Origin of the sequence: Acidaminococcus timonensis (assembly GCF_900106585.1) — a bacterium.
In the GTDB taxonomy this organism is placed as follows: domain Bacteria; phylum Bacillota; class Negativicutes; order Acidaminococcales; family Acidaminococcaceae; genus Acidaminococcus; species Acidaminococcus timonensis.
In genome coordinates this window covers 601,274-619,621 of sequence record NZ_FNWH01000006.1, presented here as the reverse complement: position 1 = coordinate 619,621, position 18,348 = coordinate 601,274, and the positions used below count along the sequence as shown (strand labels likewise).

Below are 18,348 nucleotides of genomic sequence, written 5' to 3'. Positions count from 1 at the left end.
TTAATTTGAGTCATACTTGACTTTTTGATATTCAAATTAAATTGATTTCCGTGTATCTTTATATGTAGGTAGGAATGGTAGGAAGGTAGGAATGGTAATCAAATGACTAGCCTCCATGCGGTGTTTCGGATTTTAAAAGCTCCTACCTTCTTCCTACCTTAAAAATAAAGGTAGGAAAATTATCTGACAAGTTCCACATAGTACCCAAAGATTCCAGACATTGAGAGCTTAGAAGCAAACTTTCCCTGTTTCGTAGGAATCAGCCGGCCTGTAGTTGCCCACTTCTTGGATACCGCCCGGAAGCTTAATCCGTTATCAGAGAGCAGCTTTTCCAATACTCGCTTGATAATCCACACGTGATTCCCGTCTATCTTCCCCCACACCTCCCGAACAGGAGCATGATGATATTGCTTATCGTTGTAATTATTCTTGATACTGTAGAAGAAGTTTTCGTTATTCTGGGCAATCAGGTCGATGACCAGGTTATAGGCCCGCTCTGCTGTGTCCACTTCCCTGGTCGTCTTCAGGAACGGCTGTACCTGGGAAATCGTGAGCGGTGGAAGCTCTGGAGCAAAGTACATCCGGAAAAATTCATCCGCAGTCATCATGATGCCCATGGCCATGGCCTGTTTTTCCGTCGTCTCTGCCTGCAGCAGCTTCCTGTGGTAGTCGTTGAACACCTCCCGAAGGTCGATGCCATCTGCCACCTTCTCCTGCAGTTTGGCAATGTAGGCCGGCCCCAGGGTACCGTATTGGTTCGTAATAGCCTGGACTGTTTCCGGCCCATTCTCCACTACCTTGTCAACGCATTCGATTTCAATCAGCCGGTTTTCCACGCCGCCACCGCTGGTGGTCTGGCTGATGGGTTCTTCTCCGGTAAAAAGGAAGGCCGTTTTCCAGCTTTTCTGCAGCTGTATCCTGCCCGTCTGGTCCATCCGGCCCCGGCTTACTTCAGCTGTAATCTGGTGGATGAACTGATCATAATCATCGAATTTCGATTTGATGGTCTGAAGTTCGTCCCCGAAAAACGGCAGATTTCCCAACGTGGCAGCACAGCCGGTGGTGAAGTTCACCGTGTTGTTCATGCTCTGCACCAGCTTCCCGGGTGCCGGATTCCCCCATACGGAGGCCGCAACCATTAGACCCACAGTCTTCCCTGCCCCGGTGCCGCCCCACAGATGGAAGACAAAAGACAGCGCCCCCAGAGGCTTAATCAGCGGGGCTGCCAGGCTGGCAGCAATGGCTAACCGAAGGTACAAGTTTCCCAGCAGCGGTTTTACCGCTGCCAGCCATTCCCCCAGTGTTCCTTTCTCCGTAATAGAGTCAATCAGCGTGCCGTATTCATCGGTGCTGTCCAGGCTGATTTCGTCTGTATAAGGGACAAATTCCCCGCCTACCCAGCCGCAGTGCCCCACGCTCTTTACCCTGGGCAAATTGACCGGGTTCAGGGCCACACAGCCTGCCAGGTACTTCACCAGATTCTTGGCGTTGTCGCTGTTTACCTCAACTCCCATGTTGGCCAGGGCAACAATCTTGCTGCTGTTGGCAGCGATTTCCCTGGGCACTACACAGGAACGCCAGCCGTCCGGCTTGTAGTAGCTCAGCCTGATTTTCTCCGTGGCGGTTTCCTGGTTCATCAGGATCTCCGTCGGCAGGATAGGGATGGGGCTGGCCCACGCATAACGGAATTCACCGTTGCCAGAGGCTTCCATCTTTCTCACACCGTCATCATCAGCAATCCAGTCGCCGCATTCCAGCACAACCGGCTGGTTGCTGAATTTCGTGGTATTCTTGCTTCCTTTATTGGCCTGAGCCTGGGCAGCCCTCCACGCCTTGTAGTTTTTCTGGTACTCTCGTGTAATCCCCAGCTCTTTGGCCCGGAATGACGCCAGGCTTTCCGCCTGCTGCCGTTCCATGGGATCGCTGATAGCATTGATTCCAGCAAAGAGCGCCGGCTTGATCATCTCAGCCCGATCCAGACCAGAAAAATATTCCTCCGTGAAATCGGCTGCAGGGTATTTCCAGTTCCGGATACGTTCCGGGTCCCCGCCCTGCTGGAAGTAGTCGGCCACATCCTGCTTTTTCTGGATGGTGGGCCAGATTTCTTCCCAGGGAAAGATCTTCGCTCCCAAATTTTCCCAGGCATGGGCATAGTCCATACCCGGGTCATCATGATCTGGAATGATGACTTTCCGCTTGAACTTATCCAGCATCTGCCGGTCAACGTCCGACAGCTTCAGGTTCTTCTGGCTTCCCGTGTTGGTACTGGTAGCCAAAAAACCCTGCGAAGTCATGGCATCGGCACATTTTTCCCCTTCTACGATATACAGGATGGTAGAAGGATCCGCCGCTGCCATCCGGTCCAGGTTATACAGGTTGTCACAGCCTTCTGGCTTTTTATACTGCACCTGACCGTTTTCATTGGTGAAACAGAAACTGAACACCTTGTGCCCGTCTTCGAATTTTCTCCGTACCTTCTGATACTCAGGCTTCCCCGACGGCGCCCGGTACGTATAGCGGATCTCTTCGATTTGTTTGCCGTGGTCTTTTGGTTTCCGGGACGGTTTTGGCTGCTGCACTGCTGGCTGGATATCCAGGGCTTTTATGATCTCCGGATATTTTGCTTTGCACTTCTGGCAGTACAGCAGCAGCTTATCTCCTTCCCGGTTGATGTACAGATGATGATCATCATGGCAAACGGGGCACTCGGCAACCAGGCCATTGCCCCGTTTGTGCACATTGTTCAGTTTCGAAAGGATTTCTCCTTCAGTCAGAACGGACATTGCGTCTCGTCATAAGTCGGGGACGGAGCTGCCGCAGCAGGAGCGGCCGGCTTAACATCAGGAATGGGCTTCTGAGCATCACCTTTCAGCTTCTTCAGTTCAGGAACCTTGAAATCACCGGCGTGGATTTTGGCAATGGGCAGAACCTCAGTGATAACCTGGCGGATTTTCGTTTTTCCGTCCCGTCCAATGTATTCTTCTTCACCGATAACCGCACCGAACTTCAGACCGTTCAGGGCTGCATCTTTACCGCCTGCCTTCGTCCAGGCATGCCAATCGAACCGTGGGTTGCTGTCCTGCAGCACCTGCATGAAGGTTTTGAAGAAACCTTGGGCAGAATTCTTGTAGGAACGATAAAAAATCGGTAGATTCCAGCCACGGGTCTGGAACAGGGCTTCCCGGTAGCCTTCCCATTCGCCTTCAGCATAGTCCCAGTACAGCCGATAGTACTCCTTGGGTTCGTCCTCATGTGCTTCCATGATGGTCAGCACGTAACCACCAACAGGCGGCCGGTCGAAGCTGCCAGCTTGTTTTTCTTGAACATTGTCCCAGTCGATTTGTCTCATTTCGTTTCCTCCTTATCAACAGTAGGTTTCATGTGGTAAAATTCACGGATCCGGCTGTCTACAGCCTTCAGGTCATTGGGAATTTCCAAAGGGAACATCCCCATTGGGCTCTTGGCTGTCGTAAAGCCATTGCTTTGGGTAAGAAACTGATATTTCTTACCGTCCGTTTCGGCATACAGTACGATTTCGCACAGCCCTTCCAGCACAAGCTGGTTGTCCAGCATCTTGCCGATGGTCTTTGCTTTGATCATGCCCCGGTCGGTTTCTTCTGCATGGTGCAGCAGATAAACGATGGTGTCCGGGTCAGTCTGCTTGATTGTGTCCAGAAGCTGATAGAAGCTAACAGCATAATCGGTGAACTTCTGATAGCTGGTCTCCTTCGCTCTCCGGAAACTGTCGAATGCCAGGAGATACTGGCTGTCATCAATCACATAGGCACGGAGCCCGTTCCGTTTCAATGAGGCTTCAATGGTTTGGTAGTTGGAATTCATTGCTACCTTAAGATCAGACTGAAACGGCAGCCGTTTCCCGGCAACGCTGAACACACCAACCTCGTCCGGCTGGAAATTTCGAAGGCTGGCAGATTTCCCGCTGCCAGAAAATCCAATTACGAATACAGCCATTCCCATGATCACTTCACCTCCACCGTGAATTTCGGATCTTGTTCGGTAACCGTTACGCCAGGTAAAATCTCTCCGTCTTTCGTCACATAATGATTGCCATCAAGGGTACAGGATTTTTTCAGCCCAGCCCAGTCAACCGATTTTTTCACCTTGATAAACTCTGACTGATAGTGATCACAATAATCCAGTAATGCAGCATCGTCCTTTTCAATTTTCGGAGGCTGCTTCCTAAAGCCAAACCGCCCGGATGGTAAAGAGATGGAGCGCTTTTTCTTTCCTTCCAGGGCTTTCACAGCGTATCCCTGAAGCAAGGATTCCAGGTGGGCCTGTTCGTCTTTCAGCGTCTTTGTTTCGCTGTTCAGCCAATCGTTGAGTTGCTGGATCTGCTGTCTGACGAATTGCTCTTTCTGCATGATTTCCAATTGTTTTTCGGAAATTTTCTTCAGGCACCACTCTGCTCCGCTGTCATCCGTTGGTTGCCAACGATCCGGTTCCTCTGGCGCTGTTGCAGCCAGGAAAGATTCTTCATTTGTCATATACCTGAACGTTTCAGGCTGTTTCAAGCTATTCATAGTCATTCCTCCATGTTATAATGGAGACGAAGGTTCCAACTTCATTTCCTGGCTATCAGCATTGCAGTGCTGGTAGCCATTATTTTTTTACCCTAATCGTGATGATCTGACCCGGTTCCAGGGCTCCCGGGTCTTTGATGTCGTTGTCCAGGCGAACCCGGTCGATGACTTCCCAGACGTCCTCACGGCCCTGGTTGACCTTGCTGCAGATTTCCCACAGCGTTTCCCCGGCCATCACCCGGCGGGATACCATCGTGTACTGGGGATTCCGGCGTTCCTGGACGGCCTGCCCGGCGTGGCATGCCATGGTGAGTGCGCCCAGGGTGATGATGGCCGCAGCGCAAATCTTGTTCAGCTCCATCTTCATTCCCTCCCTATCAGTACTTTCAGATCCATGTGAAGGGCATCGGCAATCCGCCACCAGGACTTGATTCCGAAGTGGCTGTAGCCGACCATGACCTTCCGGAAATAGTCCTTGCTCAGCCCCAGGATGGCGTTGAACTGCTGCCGGGTCAGTTTCCGGTGGATCCGGATCTTCTCCAGATTCTTCAGCCCTCTCTCGTGTTCTTCCTTCGTGATGGAAAGGACCGGTTTCCTTGCTGGCTTCACCAGGTCCTTGAGCTTCACCCCCAGGGCCTCGGCAATCTTCTGCAGATCCTGCTCTCTCAGGTTCTTGATCACGCTGGATTCAAACATGATGATCCAGGAATCATAGTGTCCTGTGATCTCGCCGATGTGCTTGGCGGAGACCCCTGCTTTGATCCGGTAGTATTTTTCGTTCTGCCGGACGTTCTCCATCATTTCCGCATCCATGCTCTTTCACTCCCTTCCTGCTGGCACGATCTTCCAGCCGCCCCAGACCTTGACAATCCGGTCAAAGTCGCTGTGCCAGCGGCTATACTGCCGGGCTGTCACTGCGTCCTCATAGCGGCGGAAGATGTGCCCGTACCAGCACACGTCCCGGCGCTGGTAGGTTTCATCGTTTTTCTGGTTCAAGTAGTCCTTCCTTTCCCAGCCCATCCATGACCCCAGACGCCAGCCTGTACAGCAGGCTTTTCAGCTTCTGGATGGTGGCATCCTTGCGGGCAATTTCCCGCTCCAGCTCCCTTTCCCGGGAGCTTTTCCAACCGTTGTGGACCTTGTCCATGACGGTTTTTTCGACTTCATCCCTGGAAAACCGGATGCGCCCTGCACTGTTGACCCGGTGCAGCACCCCATCGGCTTCCAGCTTGTAAACGGTGGATTTCCCCACGTGGAGATACGCTGCCGTTTCTTTCACATTCATCAGCGGCGATTCCATGGCGGACCTCCTTTCTTGTCTTTTTTATGTATCGTCTATTATATTGGACGGTTAAGCCACAAAAATATCTGCTACTTTGCAATTCATCGCCTTCGCCAATTTCAGCAGAGTGCCGGTAGAAGTTTTTGTTTCGTCAGACGTTTCGAGCATGGAAATCAAGGCTCTAGACACACCGCTAATTTCGGATAGTTTTTCTTGTGTCCACCCTAACTTTTCTCTCATCAGTTTTACCTTATACATGTAGCTCCCTCCTTTCTATGCGTCTATTATATTAGACAAGTGAGGGAATGTCAACTATTTTAGACAAAAAACTTGTTTTCTTGTCTAAAATTTTATACAATACAGGCATGGAGGTGTTTCTCATGTATGTAGGTGAATTAATTAAAGAATATAGGAAGAATCACAATTTATCAATGCAAGATTTTGCTAATATTTCTGGTATTAGTAAAGCATATATCGGCGTACTTGAAAAAATTTATAATCCGAAAACTAAAGAGCCCGTAGCCCCCACTCTCGAAAAAATGAAAGCTATTGCAAGTGCGATGGGAATGAGCCTGGATGAAATGCTGAAGGCATTGAACACCAACCAGCCCGTTGTGGTGTCCAGTAAGCCCCAGCCCACCCGTGGCGTCCGCATTCCGGTGCTAGGCCGTGTGGTGGCGGGCATCCCCATCGAGGCCATCACTGACATCATCGACTACGAAGAGATCCCCGCCCAGATGGCCAAAAGCGGAACCTATTTCGCCTTGCAGGTCAAGGGGCGAAGCATGGAGCCCACGCTCCACGAGGGTGATGTGGTCATCGTCAGGCAGCAGCCGGAGGTGGAGAACGGAGAAATCGCCATCGTGCTGGTGAACGGCAACGATGCCACAGTGAAGGAAGTCAAAGAAGGGCCGGACGGGCTGACGTTGATTGGTCATAACGTCGGCGTGTACAGCCCCCATTTTTATACCAGGGAGCAAATCCAGGACCTCCCCATCCGGATCATCGGCAAGGTGGTGGAGCTGAGAAGGAAGTTTTGAGGGAAAGAAAAAGCCCCTCGATATCGAGAGGTCAAATGTTACAGAAAGGATGATGATTATGGATAAAAAACAGAATCTAATCAATCAATTGCTCGAAAAAAGCCAGGAAGCTTTTATCGTAGGAATTGAGTTGTATAACAAACCAACTATTAAATATCGCGTAGAAGGTTTCTCCTTCTTTATTTGCAATGCATGGGAATTAATGCTAAAAGCGTATTTAATAAAGAGAGATGGGGAAGAAAGCATTTACTACTCGAACGATAAGAAAAGAACAAAGACTCTTTTCAACTGCATTGAACAAGTCTTCACAAATAAAAAAGATCCTCTTCGTATGAATCTTGAACAAATTATTGATTTAAGGAATACCAGTACTCATTTTATTACCGAAGAATATGAACAAATCTATGTTCCTTTTTTTCAGTCTTGTGTGCTGAATTATACGAATAAACTTGCCGAATTTTTTGGTATCGATATAACAAAAAATATTCCATCTAATTTCCTAGTACTGTCTGTTAAGCTATCGCCAATCAGCCCGGAAGAGGTACATGCTCGTTATCCGCAGGAAATTGCTAATCGTGTTTTACAAACTGTTGGCAGGTTAAATGATTCTATGCCAGAAAATGGGAACGATAGATATGCGGTTATGATTAAACATGATATTTATATTACTAAAAAAGCTGATTTAGCTTCAACTACCGTACGAATTGCAAAAGATGCGAAAGAAGCAGCTTTTATCATAAAAGATACTAAAGATATGCAAAAATTATGTCCTCATAGAAGAGGTAAATGTATCGAATTAATAAATAAAAAGTTAAAAATGGAAGGGATAAATTTTATAAATCCTTCAAAATTACCAACGGATGAAAAATATAATACATTTACGACTAACAATTTTGATTGTATCGTCAAATTCTATCAGATTAAAGAAAACCCAAAGCTGTGTTATAAATACGAAATAGGGACACAAACACTATATTCGTATAGCGATGCTGCCATTGAATTAATAGTAGAAGAAATAAAAAAAGATCCTGAACATATCATTCAGAATCTGAGAAGTAAACAAAAAAAGAGCTAACCCCAGGGGCAAAGGAATTCTAAGCGTTACGCCTACTCCCATTCGGGAACCCAGCCTATATCCTTCACGAGTTGCTCTATAATTATTATATCAGGAATCTAGAAAATCACAAGCACAAGATATAGTTTTTGTCAAGCTATATCAAGCTATATATTGTGGTTATGAGATTCCAAGCCATTAAAAATTCCCTGCCGGTACCGCAAATACCAGCAGGGACAGTGTAACCACCCTTTCCACAAGGGGCTTACTGTATTATTTTACCACAGGAGCCCCTGCCCTATCCATAGAAGGAGGTATGACCTATGGATTACCATTTCAGCTACCGTGACAAGAACGGCTCTGTGTGTTTGATCTTGTCCTACAAAGTCGGCAGCCGCTGGCGGCAGAAGACCCGGCAGGGCTTCAAGACCCAACGGGAGGCCAGGCAGCACCAGGATGAACTTCTGGAGGCCGCCCAGAAAGAGATTGGAACCACACTCGATAAAACCCTGAAGGCAATCACCTTGCGCCAGTTCTGGACCATGTTCAAGCGTGATATGCAAGGACGGCTGACCTATGGCTCTATCCTGGCTTATGAGGACAGAGTTAAACGGCTGCCGAATATATTGGACCTGCCCATCAAGGATATCACACCGCCGGTGCTGATGAATGAAATCAATGGCCTGCCCTTTGCCGCCAAAACGAAGAACCTCTCCCTGGCAGCTGTTGGCCGTGTACTCCGCCATGCCATGACATACAAGATCATCAAGACGAACCCGGCTGCGGAAGTCCCCCAGGTACAGGACCGGAGAGAACAGACGATCAGAGCCTTCAGCCGGGAGGAAGTCGCTCAGATTCTGGACCACTTCCAGAAGCATGGCCGGGACCCTCTCTACTACCTTGTGGTGCTGGTGGCCAGCCGGACGGGTATGAGAATCGGAGAGATCCGGGGGCTGACGTGGGACTGTGTCAACTTTGCGGCCGGAACGTTCAAGATCTGCAAGCAGTGGGCCAGGACCAGCCGCACATCTTACGGGCTGACCCCCTGCAAGACGAAGAACAGTAACCGGACGATACCAGTGCCAAAGGTCGTACTGGCTGCGCTCCGCAAATGGAAGGACTCGAAGCCGTTCCGAATTGACGGTATGGTCTTCCCTCCCGAGCGGCTGCGCACCATCCAGGTCTACATCAATTCCTACATCCATAAGCATTACCCTGGCCGTTCCCTCCATGCCTTCCGGCACACCTACGCCACACTGATGCTCCATGAAACCGGTGACATCAACCTGGTGGCCAACCTGCTGGGTGATACCATCCAAACCGTCAGTACCACGTACGCCAACAACACAAAAGACATCCAGTTGGCTGCGGCAAAAGCGGTCAACGATATTTTTTAAAATTATTTTTGCCGTCTGTCTGCCGTAAACAAGAAAAACCCCGCAAGAATGCGGGGTTTTATACTTTATTGTTAGATTCTATCATTATAGCCCATACAGAGGCGTTTTGTCCAGAGTTTCTAAACCATAGTATAATTCACGGTGGCCATTGCGTGACCACCGTGTTTTCTTCAATTATATACCATATTTCCCGCCAAGCAGGCCCTTTCCCCCTTTTCCACAGGACTAGGAGACTTGAGCCAACAGGTGTTCTCCCCCCCTAAAAACTCACCCCGAAGGTAATCACCCCGTCCCTGTATTCCACCTGAATTTTGCCGCCCAGCAGCCGGGTGGCTTCCTGGGCCATGGAAAGGCCGATGCCGTAGCCGGCTTTCTGGCTGTTGTGGCTTTCGTCGCCCCGGTAGAACCGTTCAAAGAAATGGGTGTAATCCTGTCCTGCCCCATTTTTGTAGTCATTGGACACCAGGGCCCGGAACCCCTTCTTCCCATGGGGTTCCAGCACAGCCCGGATGGTTCCGCCATCGTCGCAGTACTTGGCCGCATTGTCCATGAAAATGGTGAAGATCTCGTACAGGTATTTGGGGTCCGATTCCGCTTCGATGCCCTCGGGAATCTGGCTTTCCAGCTTCTTCTTTTCATTTTCCACCAGGGGGGCAAAAGAATGGACCGCGTCTGTGAAGCACTGGCTCACATCCACCGGCTCCAGCTTCAGCTGCTTCTGGTTCTTTTCTCCCATCCTGGCCAGCATGATCAGTTCGTTGATCAGCCGGGTCACCCGCTTCACCTGGACCAGGATGTTATCCGTCCACTGGCTCTTGCCGCTGATCAGTTCCAGAGCCTCCGCATTGGCGGAAATAATGGCCACCGGCGTCTTCAGCTCATGGCCGGCATTGGTGATGAACCGCTTCTGGCTCTCCATGTTCTCCACAAAAGGACGGATGGCATAGTTGGACAAAAAGCCCAGGACCAGCAGGTACAGGATCACACAGACAAGGCCGAACCGCAGGGAATACCGGCTGAAAGCCTCCACGGCCCCCACGTCCCGGGTGCAGTCCATGACCACCACCAGCTTGCCCCCCGCATCCCTTCCGGACACTTCATAGGCATAGCTGGCCCGTTTGTTCTTGAACATTCCCCGTACCGGCTGGCTGGCATTTGCTTCCGCCAGCCTGCTGGCAATTTCCAGGGCCTGGAGCTCAGTAAAGGCAGAGATATTGGAAAGATTCAGCCGCTGGATCTTCCCTTTTTCGTCCATCACCACGCTGAAATACCGGGTCTGGTGGGCGAATTCCGGGGTGTCATTGAACCATTCCGGATCGCTGAGCCAGCTCTGGGTACTGGTCCCCGGCTGGTGTACGGGCAGGACCCCGTCGTTCTGCACGATCACATCCAGCAGGGTATCCACCTCTCCCCGCATCTTCATATAAGTGATGGTGTTGATCAATCCCAGGGCCCCTGCCAGGATTAGGACCACGGCGATGAACGCCAGGAACAGGAATTTCCGCCGCAGGCGATGGATGATGTCCATGGCCGCTCCTTAATTGGCCACTGCGGCACTCTGCAGGGTAAAAGCCCCGTCCTGGTGCCCGGTGATGGTCAGATTGCCTCCGATGGCATGGAGTTTCTCCCGCAGGTAGGAAACGTAGATCCAGACAACGCCCCGGTCCTCCTGCTCATCCTGCCACACATGGTTGAACAGCAGCTGGGTGTCGCAGGGCTTATTGGGATGCTGCATAAAGTACTTCATCAACTGGGTTTCCTTGGGAGAAAGGCGTACTGCACTCTTGCTGGATAGTTCCCCTTCGGCGCAGTTCAGGGTCACGCTGCCCGCCTGGAGGGTATCCCGGTTAAAGTCCTCCTGGCGCCGGGTCAGGCTCCGCAGCCGGGCCAGCAGTTCCCCCATGGCAAAGGGTTTCGTCAGGTAGTCATCGGCACCGGCGTCCAGGCCCGTGATCCGGTCATCCACCTCGGCTTTGGCCGTCAGCATGATCACCGGGGTCCGGTCCCCTTCCTTCCGCAGTTCCGTCAGTGCGGTAATGCCGTCCTTCACAGGCATCATAATGTCAAAGACCATGGCGTCATAGATATTCTGGCGGGCTTTGTCCACAGCCGCCTGGCCGTCGTATACGGCGTCCACCTGGTAGCCGCTGTGTTCCAGCACCGCCACCAGGGCCATGGACATGGGTTTTTCATCTTCTGCAAGCAGGATTTTCATAGAGGGATGGCTCCTTTCCTCAGGCTTCCCGGATCAGTTTCCGGATGGTTTCCATGGACAGGTCACAGGCGGCCAGTTCATCGGCACACCGTTTCAGTTCCCGGCCGATCAGTTCCGGGTTCCTGATTTCATGTTTGTACTTCATTTCATGTTCCAGACTGGCCCAGGAATCCATGGCGATGGTGCGCAGCTGGATTTCCGCGTAGAAAATGCCCGGCTCGTGGCCTTCCACGTCGGCAAAGGGCATCTCCAGCCGCAGGATCATGTGGTACGACCGGTACCCATTGGGCTTGACGTTGCGGATGTAGTCCTTTTCCTGGATGATGGTGCAGCCGGGGATCTTCCGGATGTCAGCAATGTTCCGTTCAATGTCGCTTAAAAAGCGGCAGACGATCCGCAGTCCGATGGCGTCATGGATGGTGTGCAGGGCCGATACCGCATTCACCGGCAGTCCCTTCCGCCTGCATTTTTCTTCCATGCTGGCCACATCCTTCACCCGGTAAATCAGATGTTCGTAGGCACTCTGCCCTGTTTTTTGCTTTTCTGTTTCGTTGTACTGTTCGATGGCCCCCACCAGGCGCTGCATCACCTGTTCCAGGACCGGCCGCCAGGCTTCGTAGGTATTGTCCGGATGTTCGTTCAAGGCATTTCCTCCTTTTGCAGGAATGTTCCGACGTTTTCTTTTTATTGTACCATAGCTTTGTGGAATTTCAGTGAAAAAGCAGAGCCTCTGATAATGGGATATCCGCCCTTTTCAAGGGCGGGGGACCATTGCGCCAAAGCGCAATGGTGGTGGGTTCTCCCCCATGCAAAAAGGACCTGTCCCCTCACAGAGGCAGGTCCTTTCCTTCAGCCACAGCTCATGGCTTTATTATTTGATGTTGTAGAACACCTTCATGCCGTTGTACTGTGCCGCAGCGCCCAGATCTTCCTCGATCCGCAGCAGCTGGTTGTACTTGGCCACCCGGTCGGTCCGGCAGGGAGCCCCGGATTTGATCTGACCGGCGTTGGTGCCCACCACCACATCGGCAATGGTGGTATCTTCCGTTTCACCGCTCCGGTGGGAAACGATGGCGGTATAGCCAGCCCGTTTGGCCATTTCAATGGCATCCAGGGTTTCGGTCAGGGTCCCGATCTGGTTCAGTTTGATCAGGATGGCATTGGCCACACCCTGTTCGATGCCCTTCTTCAGCCGTTCCACGTTGGTAACGAACAGGTCATCGCCCACCAGCTGGACTTTTTTGCCCAGGGCATCGGTGAGTTTCTTCCAGCCGTCCCAGTCGTCTTCGGCCAGGCCGTCTTCAATGGATATGATGGGGTATTTTTCGCACAGGGAAGCGTACCATTCCACCATTTCGTCGGCAGTCTTGACCACGCCTTCCCCTTTCAGGTTGTACTTACCGTCTTCGAACAGTTCGCTGGCAGCGGTGTCGATGGCCAGACGGACCTGTTCACCGGGTTTGTAACCGGCTTTTTCGATGGCTTCCACGATCACCTGCAGGGCTTCTTCGTTGCTTTCTAGGTTGGGAGCGAAGCCGCCTTCATCGCCTACGGCCGTTGCCAGGCCTTTGCCCTTCAGCACTTTCTTCAGGGCCTGGTAGATTTCTGCATTGATGCGCAGGGCTTCGGCGAAGCTGTCAGCGCCCACGGGCATGATCATGAATTCCTGGATGTCCACGTTGTTGTCTGCATGGGCACCCCCGTTCAGGATGTTCATCATGGGAACCGGCAGTTCCTTGGCGTTGACGCCGCCCAGGTACTGGTACAGAGGCAGACCCACGGCATTGGCAGCTGCCTTGGCCACAGCCAGGGAGACACCCAGGATGGCGTTGGCACCCAGTTTGCCCTTATTGGGGGTCCCGTCCAGACGGATCATGGCCTGGTCGATTTCCACCTGACGGGTGGGATCCAGTCCGATGATCACATCAGCAATGGCATCGTTGACGTTTTCCACGGCTTTGGAAACGCCCTTGCCGCCAAAACGGTCCTTGTCCCCGTCCCGCAGTTCCACGGCTTCATGGACACCGGTGGAAGCACCGGAAGGAACGGCAGCGCGGCCAATGGTGCCGTCGTCCAGCAGCACATCCACTTCAACCGTGGGATTGCCCCGGGAATCCAGGATTTCTCTTGCACAAACATTTTCAATGATCGGCATTGTAATCACCTCGTGTTTAAAATTTATTGTGTCCCCCTGAAAGGGGGAACGAACCCGCCTGGCGGGTAGGGGTCTCACATCGGGTGTAAAAACCCCACCACCATTGCGCTGAAGCGCAACGGTCCCCCGCCCCTTTCAGGGGCGGACAAAATCGATTATTTCATCAGCAGGGAATGGCCTGTCATGGCCTCCGGTTTCGGCAGGCCCAGCAGATCCAGCAGGGTGGGCGAAATATCGCTCAGGCCCCCGTTTTCTACCTTTGTGCCGGCGTCCGCCCCTGCCACCAGGAACGGCACCGGATTGGTGGTATGGCTGGTCATGGGTGCATGGGTCACCGGGTCTTCCATTTCTTCCAGGTTCCCGTGATCCGCCGTAATGCACACGGCCCCGCCCTTTTTCAGGATGGTATCCACCAGGCTGCCCACACATTCATCCACGGCTTCCAGGGCCGCAATGGCAGCCTTCAGGCTGCCTGTATGGCCCACCATGTCCGGATTGGCGAAATTCAGGATCACCAGGTCGTACAGGTCCTTCTCCAGGGCTTCCTGGAGCTTTTCCGTCACAATGTAGGCACTCATCTCCGGCTGCAGGTCATAGGTGGCCACTTTGGGAGAAGGTACCAGGATCCGGTCTTCTCCAGGGAAGGGCTGTTCCCGTCCCCCATTGAAGAAGAACGTCACATGGGCGTATTTTTCCGTTTCCGCAATGTGCAGCTGGTGCAACCCGGCTTTGGAAACCACTTCTGCCAGGGTATCCCGGATCTCTTCCGGCGGAAAGGCCACCGCAGCCTGGAGGGTCTTTTCGTATTCCGTCATGGAGACGAAATGCACCGGCAGGGCATCGGCTGGCCGTTGGAACCCGGCAAAGTCCGTATCCGTAAAGGCGTGGGTCAGTTCCCGGGCCCGGTCGGGCCGGAAGTTGAAGAACACCATGCTGTCGCCGGTTTCGACCTTGCCATTGACCCCCTCCACCCGGAAGGGGACCACAAATTCGTCGGTCTGGCCTGCTGCGTAGGCAGCCTCCAGCCCGGCTTCCGGGGTAGCGGCCGTAAGGCTCTCGCCCCCGGTCATCACGTCGAAAGCTTTCTGGATCCGTTCCCACCGTTTGTCCCGGTCCATGGCATAGTACCGGCCGGAAACAGTGGCGATCTGCCCCACTCCCAGTTCCCGGCAGGCTTTTTCCACCTGCTGCAGATAAGGCAGGGCACTTTGGGGCGGCGTGTCCCGTCCATCCAGAAAAGCATGGACATACACGTCCTTCACACCCAGCTTCTTCGCCATGGCCAGCAACCCCAGCAAATGGTCGATGTGGCTATGTACGCCCCCATCGCTCAAAAGCCCCAGCAGATGGAGCTTTTTGCCCCCATCCCGGGCCTGTTCCATGGCCTTCACCAGCACCGGATTGGTTTCCAGGCTGCCGTCCTTCACCGCCCGGCTGATCCGAGTCAGACTCTGGTAGATGATGCGGCCGGAACCGATGGACAGATGGCCCACCTCCGAGTTGCCCATCTGTCCCTCCGGCAGTCCCACAGCCTCTCCGCTGCATTTCAGCTGGGCGTGGGGGTACCGGTTGAAATAATAGTCCAGATGCGGTGTCCGGGCACGGGTCACTGCATTGGTGGGCGAAGGGGGAGCGATCCCCCATCCGTCCAGGATCATCAGCACTACAGGTTTCTTTTTCATCAGTGCGCCTCAGAACGTATTGGCAATGGCGCTGAATTCATTGGCATCCAGGCTGGCACCGCCTACCAGGACACCATCGATGCCGTCCACATGGAAGGCATGAGCGTTCTTGCTGTTCACGCTGCCGCCGTACAGGATGCGTACCCGGCGGGCTGCTTCCTTACCGAATTTGTCTTCCACAACCTTGCGGATTACTTCAGCGGCTGCCACAGCATCCGCCACTTCAGCAGTCTTGCCGGTGCCGATGGCCCAGATGGGTTCGTAGGCAACCAGCAGATGTTCGATCTGTTTGTCATCCAGTACATCCAATACCGGTTTCAGCTGGCTCAGGATCTTGTCCTTTGCAGCACCCTTGGCGTGTTCTTCTTCGTTTTCGCCCACGCACAGCACCGGATCCAGTTCGTTCCGGTAGGCAGCCTGGACCTTCTTCACCACGATGTCGTCGGTGTCACCGAACAGCGCACGCCGTTCGCTGTGACCCACAATGACGTACCGGGAACCGATCTCGGCGATCATGGGACCGGACACAGCACCCGTGAAGGCACCTTCGTCCTCATAGTACAGGTCCTGGGCACCGTAGCCGATCCCGTCTTCATCCACCATGGCAGCGACGCTTTCCAGCGCGGTGAACGGCGGGAACAGCACGATTTCCGCCTGGGCCATTTCCGTGTTATGGGCGATCTTGTGAGCCAGTTCCATGGCTTCTTCCACGGTCTTGTGGCATTTCCAGTTACCGGCTACAATAGGGGTCCTCAGGTCATCCAGAGCAGCCACCCCGGGCAGGACTTTGCCTTCCAGGTATTCCAGGGAAGCACCGCCGCCGGTGGAAACGTGACTCATTTTGTCACCCAGGCCCATTTGTTTCACAGCAGCAGCGCTGTCGCCACCACCCACAATGGTGATGCCGTCAGAAGCTGCCAGAGCTTCGGCCACCTTGCGTGTACCGGCTGCGAAGTTGGGCATTTCGAACACGCCCATGGGCCCGTTCCACACGATGGTCTTCATGCCGGCCAGGGTTTCCGCATACAGGTCTGCGGTCTTGGGACCGATATCCAGGGCCATGTATTCCGGATTCAGATGATCCAGGTCTTCGGCTTCATGATCTGCATCGTTGTCGAACTTGGCAGCCATGACCAGGTCCACGGGCAGCAGCATCTTCGTCTTGTTTTCGGCAGCTTCGGCCAGCAGGTCTTTGGCAACGCCGATGCTTTCCTGTTCCACCAGGGATTTGCCCAGGTTGTAGCCTTGGGCCACCAGGAAGGTATTGGCCATGCCACCGCCGATCAGGATCACATCCGCTTTCTTGATCAGGCTGCGGATGACGGCAATCTTGTCGGCCACTTTGGCGCCGCCGATGATGGCTGCGAACGGACGGGCAGGGTTATCCACGGCATTGCCCAGATAGGCGATTTCCTTTTCCAGCAGGAAGCCGGCCACTGCGGGCAGATAATGGGTCACCCCTTCTACGGAAGCATGGGCCCGGTGGGATACACCGAAGCCGTCGTTCACATACACATCCGCCAGGGAAGCCAGTTCCTGGGAGAATTTCGGGTCGTTCTTCTCCTCTTCCGGATGGAACCGCAGGTTCTCCAGCATGAGGATTTCTCCGTTGCCCAGGTTTTCCGCCGCTTCTTTGGCTTCTTTGCCCACGCAGTCCGGGCAGAACTGCACCGGACGATGGATCAGCTTGCTCAGGGCTTCGGCCACCGGTTTCAGGCTGTACTTGGGATTGACCTTTCCTTTGGGACGGCCCAAGTGTGCCATCAGGATGACGGCAGCGCCCTGGTCCAGCAAATATTGAAGGGTGGGCAGGGAGGCTTCCATACGAGTAGAATCCGTGATTTCCCCCTTGTCGTTCATGGGTACGTTATAGTCCACCCGGACCAGTACCCGTTTCCCCGTCAGTGAAATATCTTTGATGGTTTTCTTATCCATAAGAACCCACACCCACCTTTCTCTCAATTAAAGCCCTTTGGAGGCCACGAACACGGCCATGTCAACCATCCGGTTGGAATAGCCCCATTCGTTATCATACCAGGAAACCACTTTGGCCATACGAGGGCCCACCATCATTGTGGACAGGCCGTCCACAATGGAGCTCAGCGGGCAGCCACTGTAGTCGCAGGAAACCAGAGGCAGTTCGTTGTAGCCCAGGATGCCTTTCATGGTGGTTTCAGAAGCCACGCGCATGGCTTCGTTGATTTCTTCCTTGGTGGTGTCTTTCTTCAGGGTTACCACCAGATCGGTCAGAGAAACATCCGGAGTCGGGACACGGATGGCCATACCCTTCAGTTTGCCCTGCAGTTCCGGCAGCACCAGACCGATGGCCTTGGCAGCCCCGGTGGTGGTGGGAATGATGGAGCAGGCACCGGCCCGGGCACGACGCAGGTCTTTGTGGGCAGCATCCAGGATCTTCTGGTCATTGGTGTAGGAATGGACGGTGGTCATCATGCCCTCTTCAATGCCGAAGTTGTCCTGCAGCACCTTGGTGAACGGAGCCAGGCAGTTGGTGGTGCAGGAGGCGTTGGAGATGATGTTGTGATGTTTGGGATCATACTTGTCATCGTTGACGCCCATGACCATGGTGATATCTTCGCCTTTGGCCGGAGCTGCAATGATCACTTTTTTGGCACCGTTGTCCAGATGGGGTTGTACGGTTTCACGGGTCTTGAATTTACCGGTGGTTTCCAGGACCACGTCCACGCCCATGTCGCCCCAGGGGATTTCAGCCGGGCTGTTGAAACGGGTGAATTTGATGGCCTTGTCGCCCACATGCATGATATCCCCATCCACGGAGATGTCTTCATCGAAGGTGCCATGGATGGAATCATACTTCAGCAGATGGGCATAGGTATCGATGCCGGAACGGGCATTGACTGCTACGACTTCCACTTCCGGGTTCTTCACCGCGATCCGCAGCACGCAGCGACCAATACGACCAAATCCATTGATACCGATTTTTACCATTTTTACCATTCC

19 protein-coding genes are annotated in these 18,348 nt (G+C 53.1%); 3 read left to right on the top strand and 16 right to left on the bottom strand.

Features of this window, described 5'->3' with window-relative positions:
* Positions 1-179: 179 nt before the first annotated feature.
* The 9 genes from BQ5462_RS06755 to BQ5462_RS06715 all read right to left on the bottom strand — a co-directional run bounded on the left by BQ5462_RS06755 (position 180) and on the right by BQ5462_RS06715 (position 6,084).
* A complete protein-coding gene (locus BQ5462_RS06755; RefSeq protein WP_071142605.1) occupies positions 180-2,783 on the bottom strand; it encodes a DUF927 domain-containing protein in 2,604 nt (867 codons plus the stop codon).
* Positions 2,771-3,349: a hypothetical protein gene (locus tag BQ5462_RS06750; RefSeq protein WP_071142604.1), complete on the bottom strand. Its 579-nt coding sequence runs from the start codon at positions 3,347-3,349 to the stop codon at positions 2,771-2,773. The genes BQ5462_RS06755 and BQ5462_RS06750 overlap by 13 nt, the downstream gene beginning before the upstream one ends.
* Positions 3,346-3,978, bottom strand: coding sequence for an AAA family ATPase (locus tag BQ5462_RS06745; RefSeq protein WP_071142603.1), 633 nt, complete (start codon positions 3,976-3,978; stop codon positions 3,346-3,348). The genes BQ5462_RS06750 and BQ5462_RS06745 overlap by 4 nt, the downstream gene beginning before the upstream one ends.
* 2 nt (positions 3,979-3,980) lie before the next feature.
* The gene (locus tag BQ5462_RS06740) at positions 3,981-4,544 is read right to left on the bottom strand and encodes a host-nuclease inhibitor Gam family protein (protein WP_071142602.1); all 564 of its coding nucleotides are present in this window, start codon (positions 4,542-4,544) and stop codon (positions 3,981-3,983) included.
* Positions 4,545-4,623: 79 nt separating this feature from the next.
* Entirely contained in the window at positions 4,624-4,905 is a 282-nt protein-coding gene (locus tag BQ5462_RS06735) for a LysM peptidoglycan-binding domain-containing protein (protein ID WP_235819591.1), read from the bottom strand.
* 2 nt (positions 4,906-4,907) lie between these two features.
* Complete coding sequence (locus BQ5462_RS06730) at positions 4,908-5,357, bottom strand: hypothetical protein (RefSeq protein ID WP_071142600.1); 450 nt, start codon at positions 5,355-5,357, stop codon at positions 4,908-4,910.
* A gap of 6 nt (positions 5,358-5,363) precedes the next feature.
* Positions 5,364-5,540: a hypothetical protein gene (locus BQ5462_RS06725; RefSeq protein WP_235819589.1), complete on the bottom strand. Its 177-nt coding sequence runs from the start codon at positions 5,538-5,540 to the stop codon at positions 5,364-5,366.
* Positions 5,521-5,844, bottom strand: coding sequence for a helix-turn-helix domain-containing protein (locus BQ5462_RS06720; protein ID WP_071142599.1), 324 nt, complete (start codon positions 5,842-5,844; stop codon positions 5,521-5,523). Before BQ5462_RS06720 ends, BQ5462_RS06725 begins: the two co-directional genes overlap by 20 nt.
* A 51-nt stretch (positions 5,845-5,895) precedes the next feature.
* Entirely contained in the window at positions 5,896-6,084 is a 189-nt protein-coding gene (locus BQ5462_RS06715) for a helix-turn-helix transcriptional regulator (protein WP_071142598.1), read from the bottom strand.
* Positions 6,085-6,131: 47 nt separating this feature from the next.
* Here BQ5462_RS06715 and BQ5462_RS06710 point away from each other — a divergent pair, with 47 nt between their 5' ends.
* The 3 genes from BQ5462_RS06710 (at position 6,132) to BQ5462_RS06700 (ending at position 9,317) form a co-directional block, all read left to right on the top strand.
* The gene (locus BQ5462_RS06710; RefSeq protein ID WP_328586217.1) at positions 6,132-6,866 is read left to right on the top strand and encodes a LexA family protein; all 735 of its coding nucleotides are present in this window, start codon (positions 6,132-6,134) and stop codon (positions 6,864-6,866) included.
* A gap of 58 nt (positions 6,867-6,924) precedes the next feature.
* Entirely contained in the window at positions 6,925-7,941 is a 1,017-nt protein-coding gene (locus tag BQ5462_RS06705) for a DUF3644 domain-containing protein (protein ID WP_071143332.1), read from the top strand.
* 302 nt (positions 7,942-8,243) lie between these two features.
* On the top strand, positions 8,244-9,317 hold the full coding sequence (locus BQ5462_RS06700; RefSeq protein ID WP_071142596.1) for a tyrosine-type recombinase/integrase: 1,074 nt from the start codon (positions 8,244-8,246) through the stop codon (positions 9,315-9,317).
* Positions 9,318-9,576: 259 nt separating this feature from the next.
* Here BQ5462_RS06700 and BQ5462_RS06695 read toward each other — a convergent pair whose 3' ends face one another.
* The 7 genes from BQ5462_RS06695 to gap form a co-directional block, all read right to left on the bottom strand.
* The gene (locus tag BQ5462_RS06695) at positions 9,577-10,845 is read right to left on the bottom strand and encodes a sensor histidine kinase (protein ID WP_071142595.1); all 1,269 of its coding nucleotides are present in this window, start codon (positions 10,843-10,845) and stop codon (positions 9,577-9,579) included.
* Between the two features lie 9 nt (positions 10,846-10,854).
* A complete protein-coding gene (locus BQ5462_RS06690) occupies positions 10,855-11,532 on the bottom strand; it encodes a response regulator transcription factor (RefSeq protein ID WP_071142594.1) in 678 nt (225 codons plus the stop codon).
* Between the two features lie 19 nt (positions 11,533-11,551).
* Positions 11,552-12,118 (bottom strand): GTP pyrophosphokinase, encoded by a 567-nt coding sequence (locus BQ5462_RS06685; RefSeq protein ID WP_071143331.1) that lies wholly within the window; start codon positions 12,116-12,118, stop codon positions 11,552-11,554.
* A 285-nt stretch (positions 12,119-12,403) separates the two neighbouring features.
* Positions 12,404-13,687: a phosphopyruvate hydratase gene (gene eno, locus BQ5462_RS06680; RefSeq protein ID WP_071142593.1), complete on the bottom strand. Its 1,284-nt coding sequence runs from the start codon at positions 13,685-13,687 to the stop codon at positions 12,404-12,406.
* Positions 13,688-13,842: 155 nt separating this feature from the next.
* Positions 13,843-15,369 carry a 2,3-bisphosphoglycerate-independent phosphoglycerate mutase gene (gene gpmI / locus BQ5462_RS06675; protein WP_071142592.1) on the bottom strand — a complete coding sequence of 509 codons (1,527 nt, stop codon included), beginning with the start codon at positions 15,367-15,369 and terminating at the stop codon, positions 13,843-13,845.
* A gap of 9 nt (positions 15,370-15,378) precedes the next feature.
* Positions 15,379-17,304 (bottom strand): triose-phosphate isomerase, encoded by a 1,926-nt coding sequence (gene tpiA, locus BQ5462_RS06670; RefSeq protein WP_071142591.1) that lies wholly within the window; start codon positions 17,302-17,304, stop codon positions 15,379-15,381.
* A 27-nt stretch (positions 17,305-17,331) separates the two neighbouring features.
* Positions 17,332-18,336, bottom strand: coding sequence for a type I glyceraldehyde-3-phosphate dehydrogenase (gap, locus tag BQ5462_RS06665; RefSeq protein WP_071142590.1), 1,005 nt, complete (start codon positions 18,334-18,336; stop codon positions 17,332-17,334).
* Positions 18,337-18,348 lie beyond the last annotated feature (12 nt).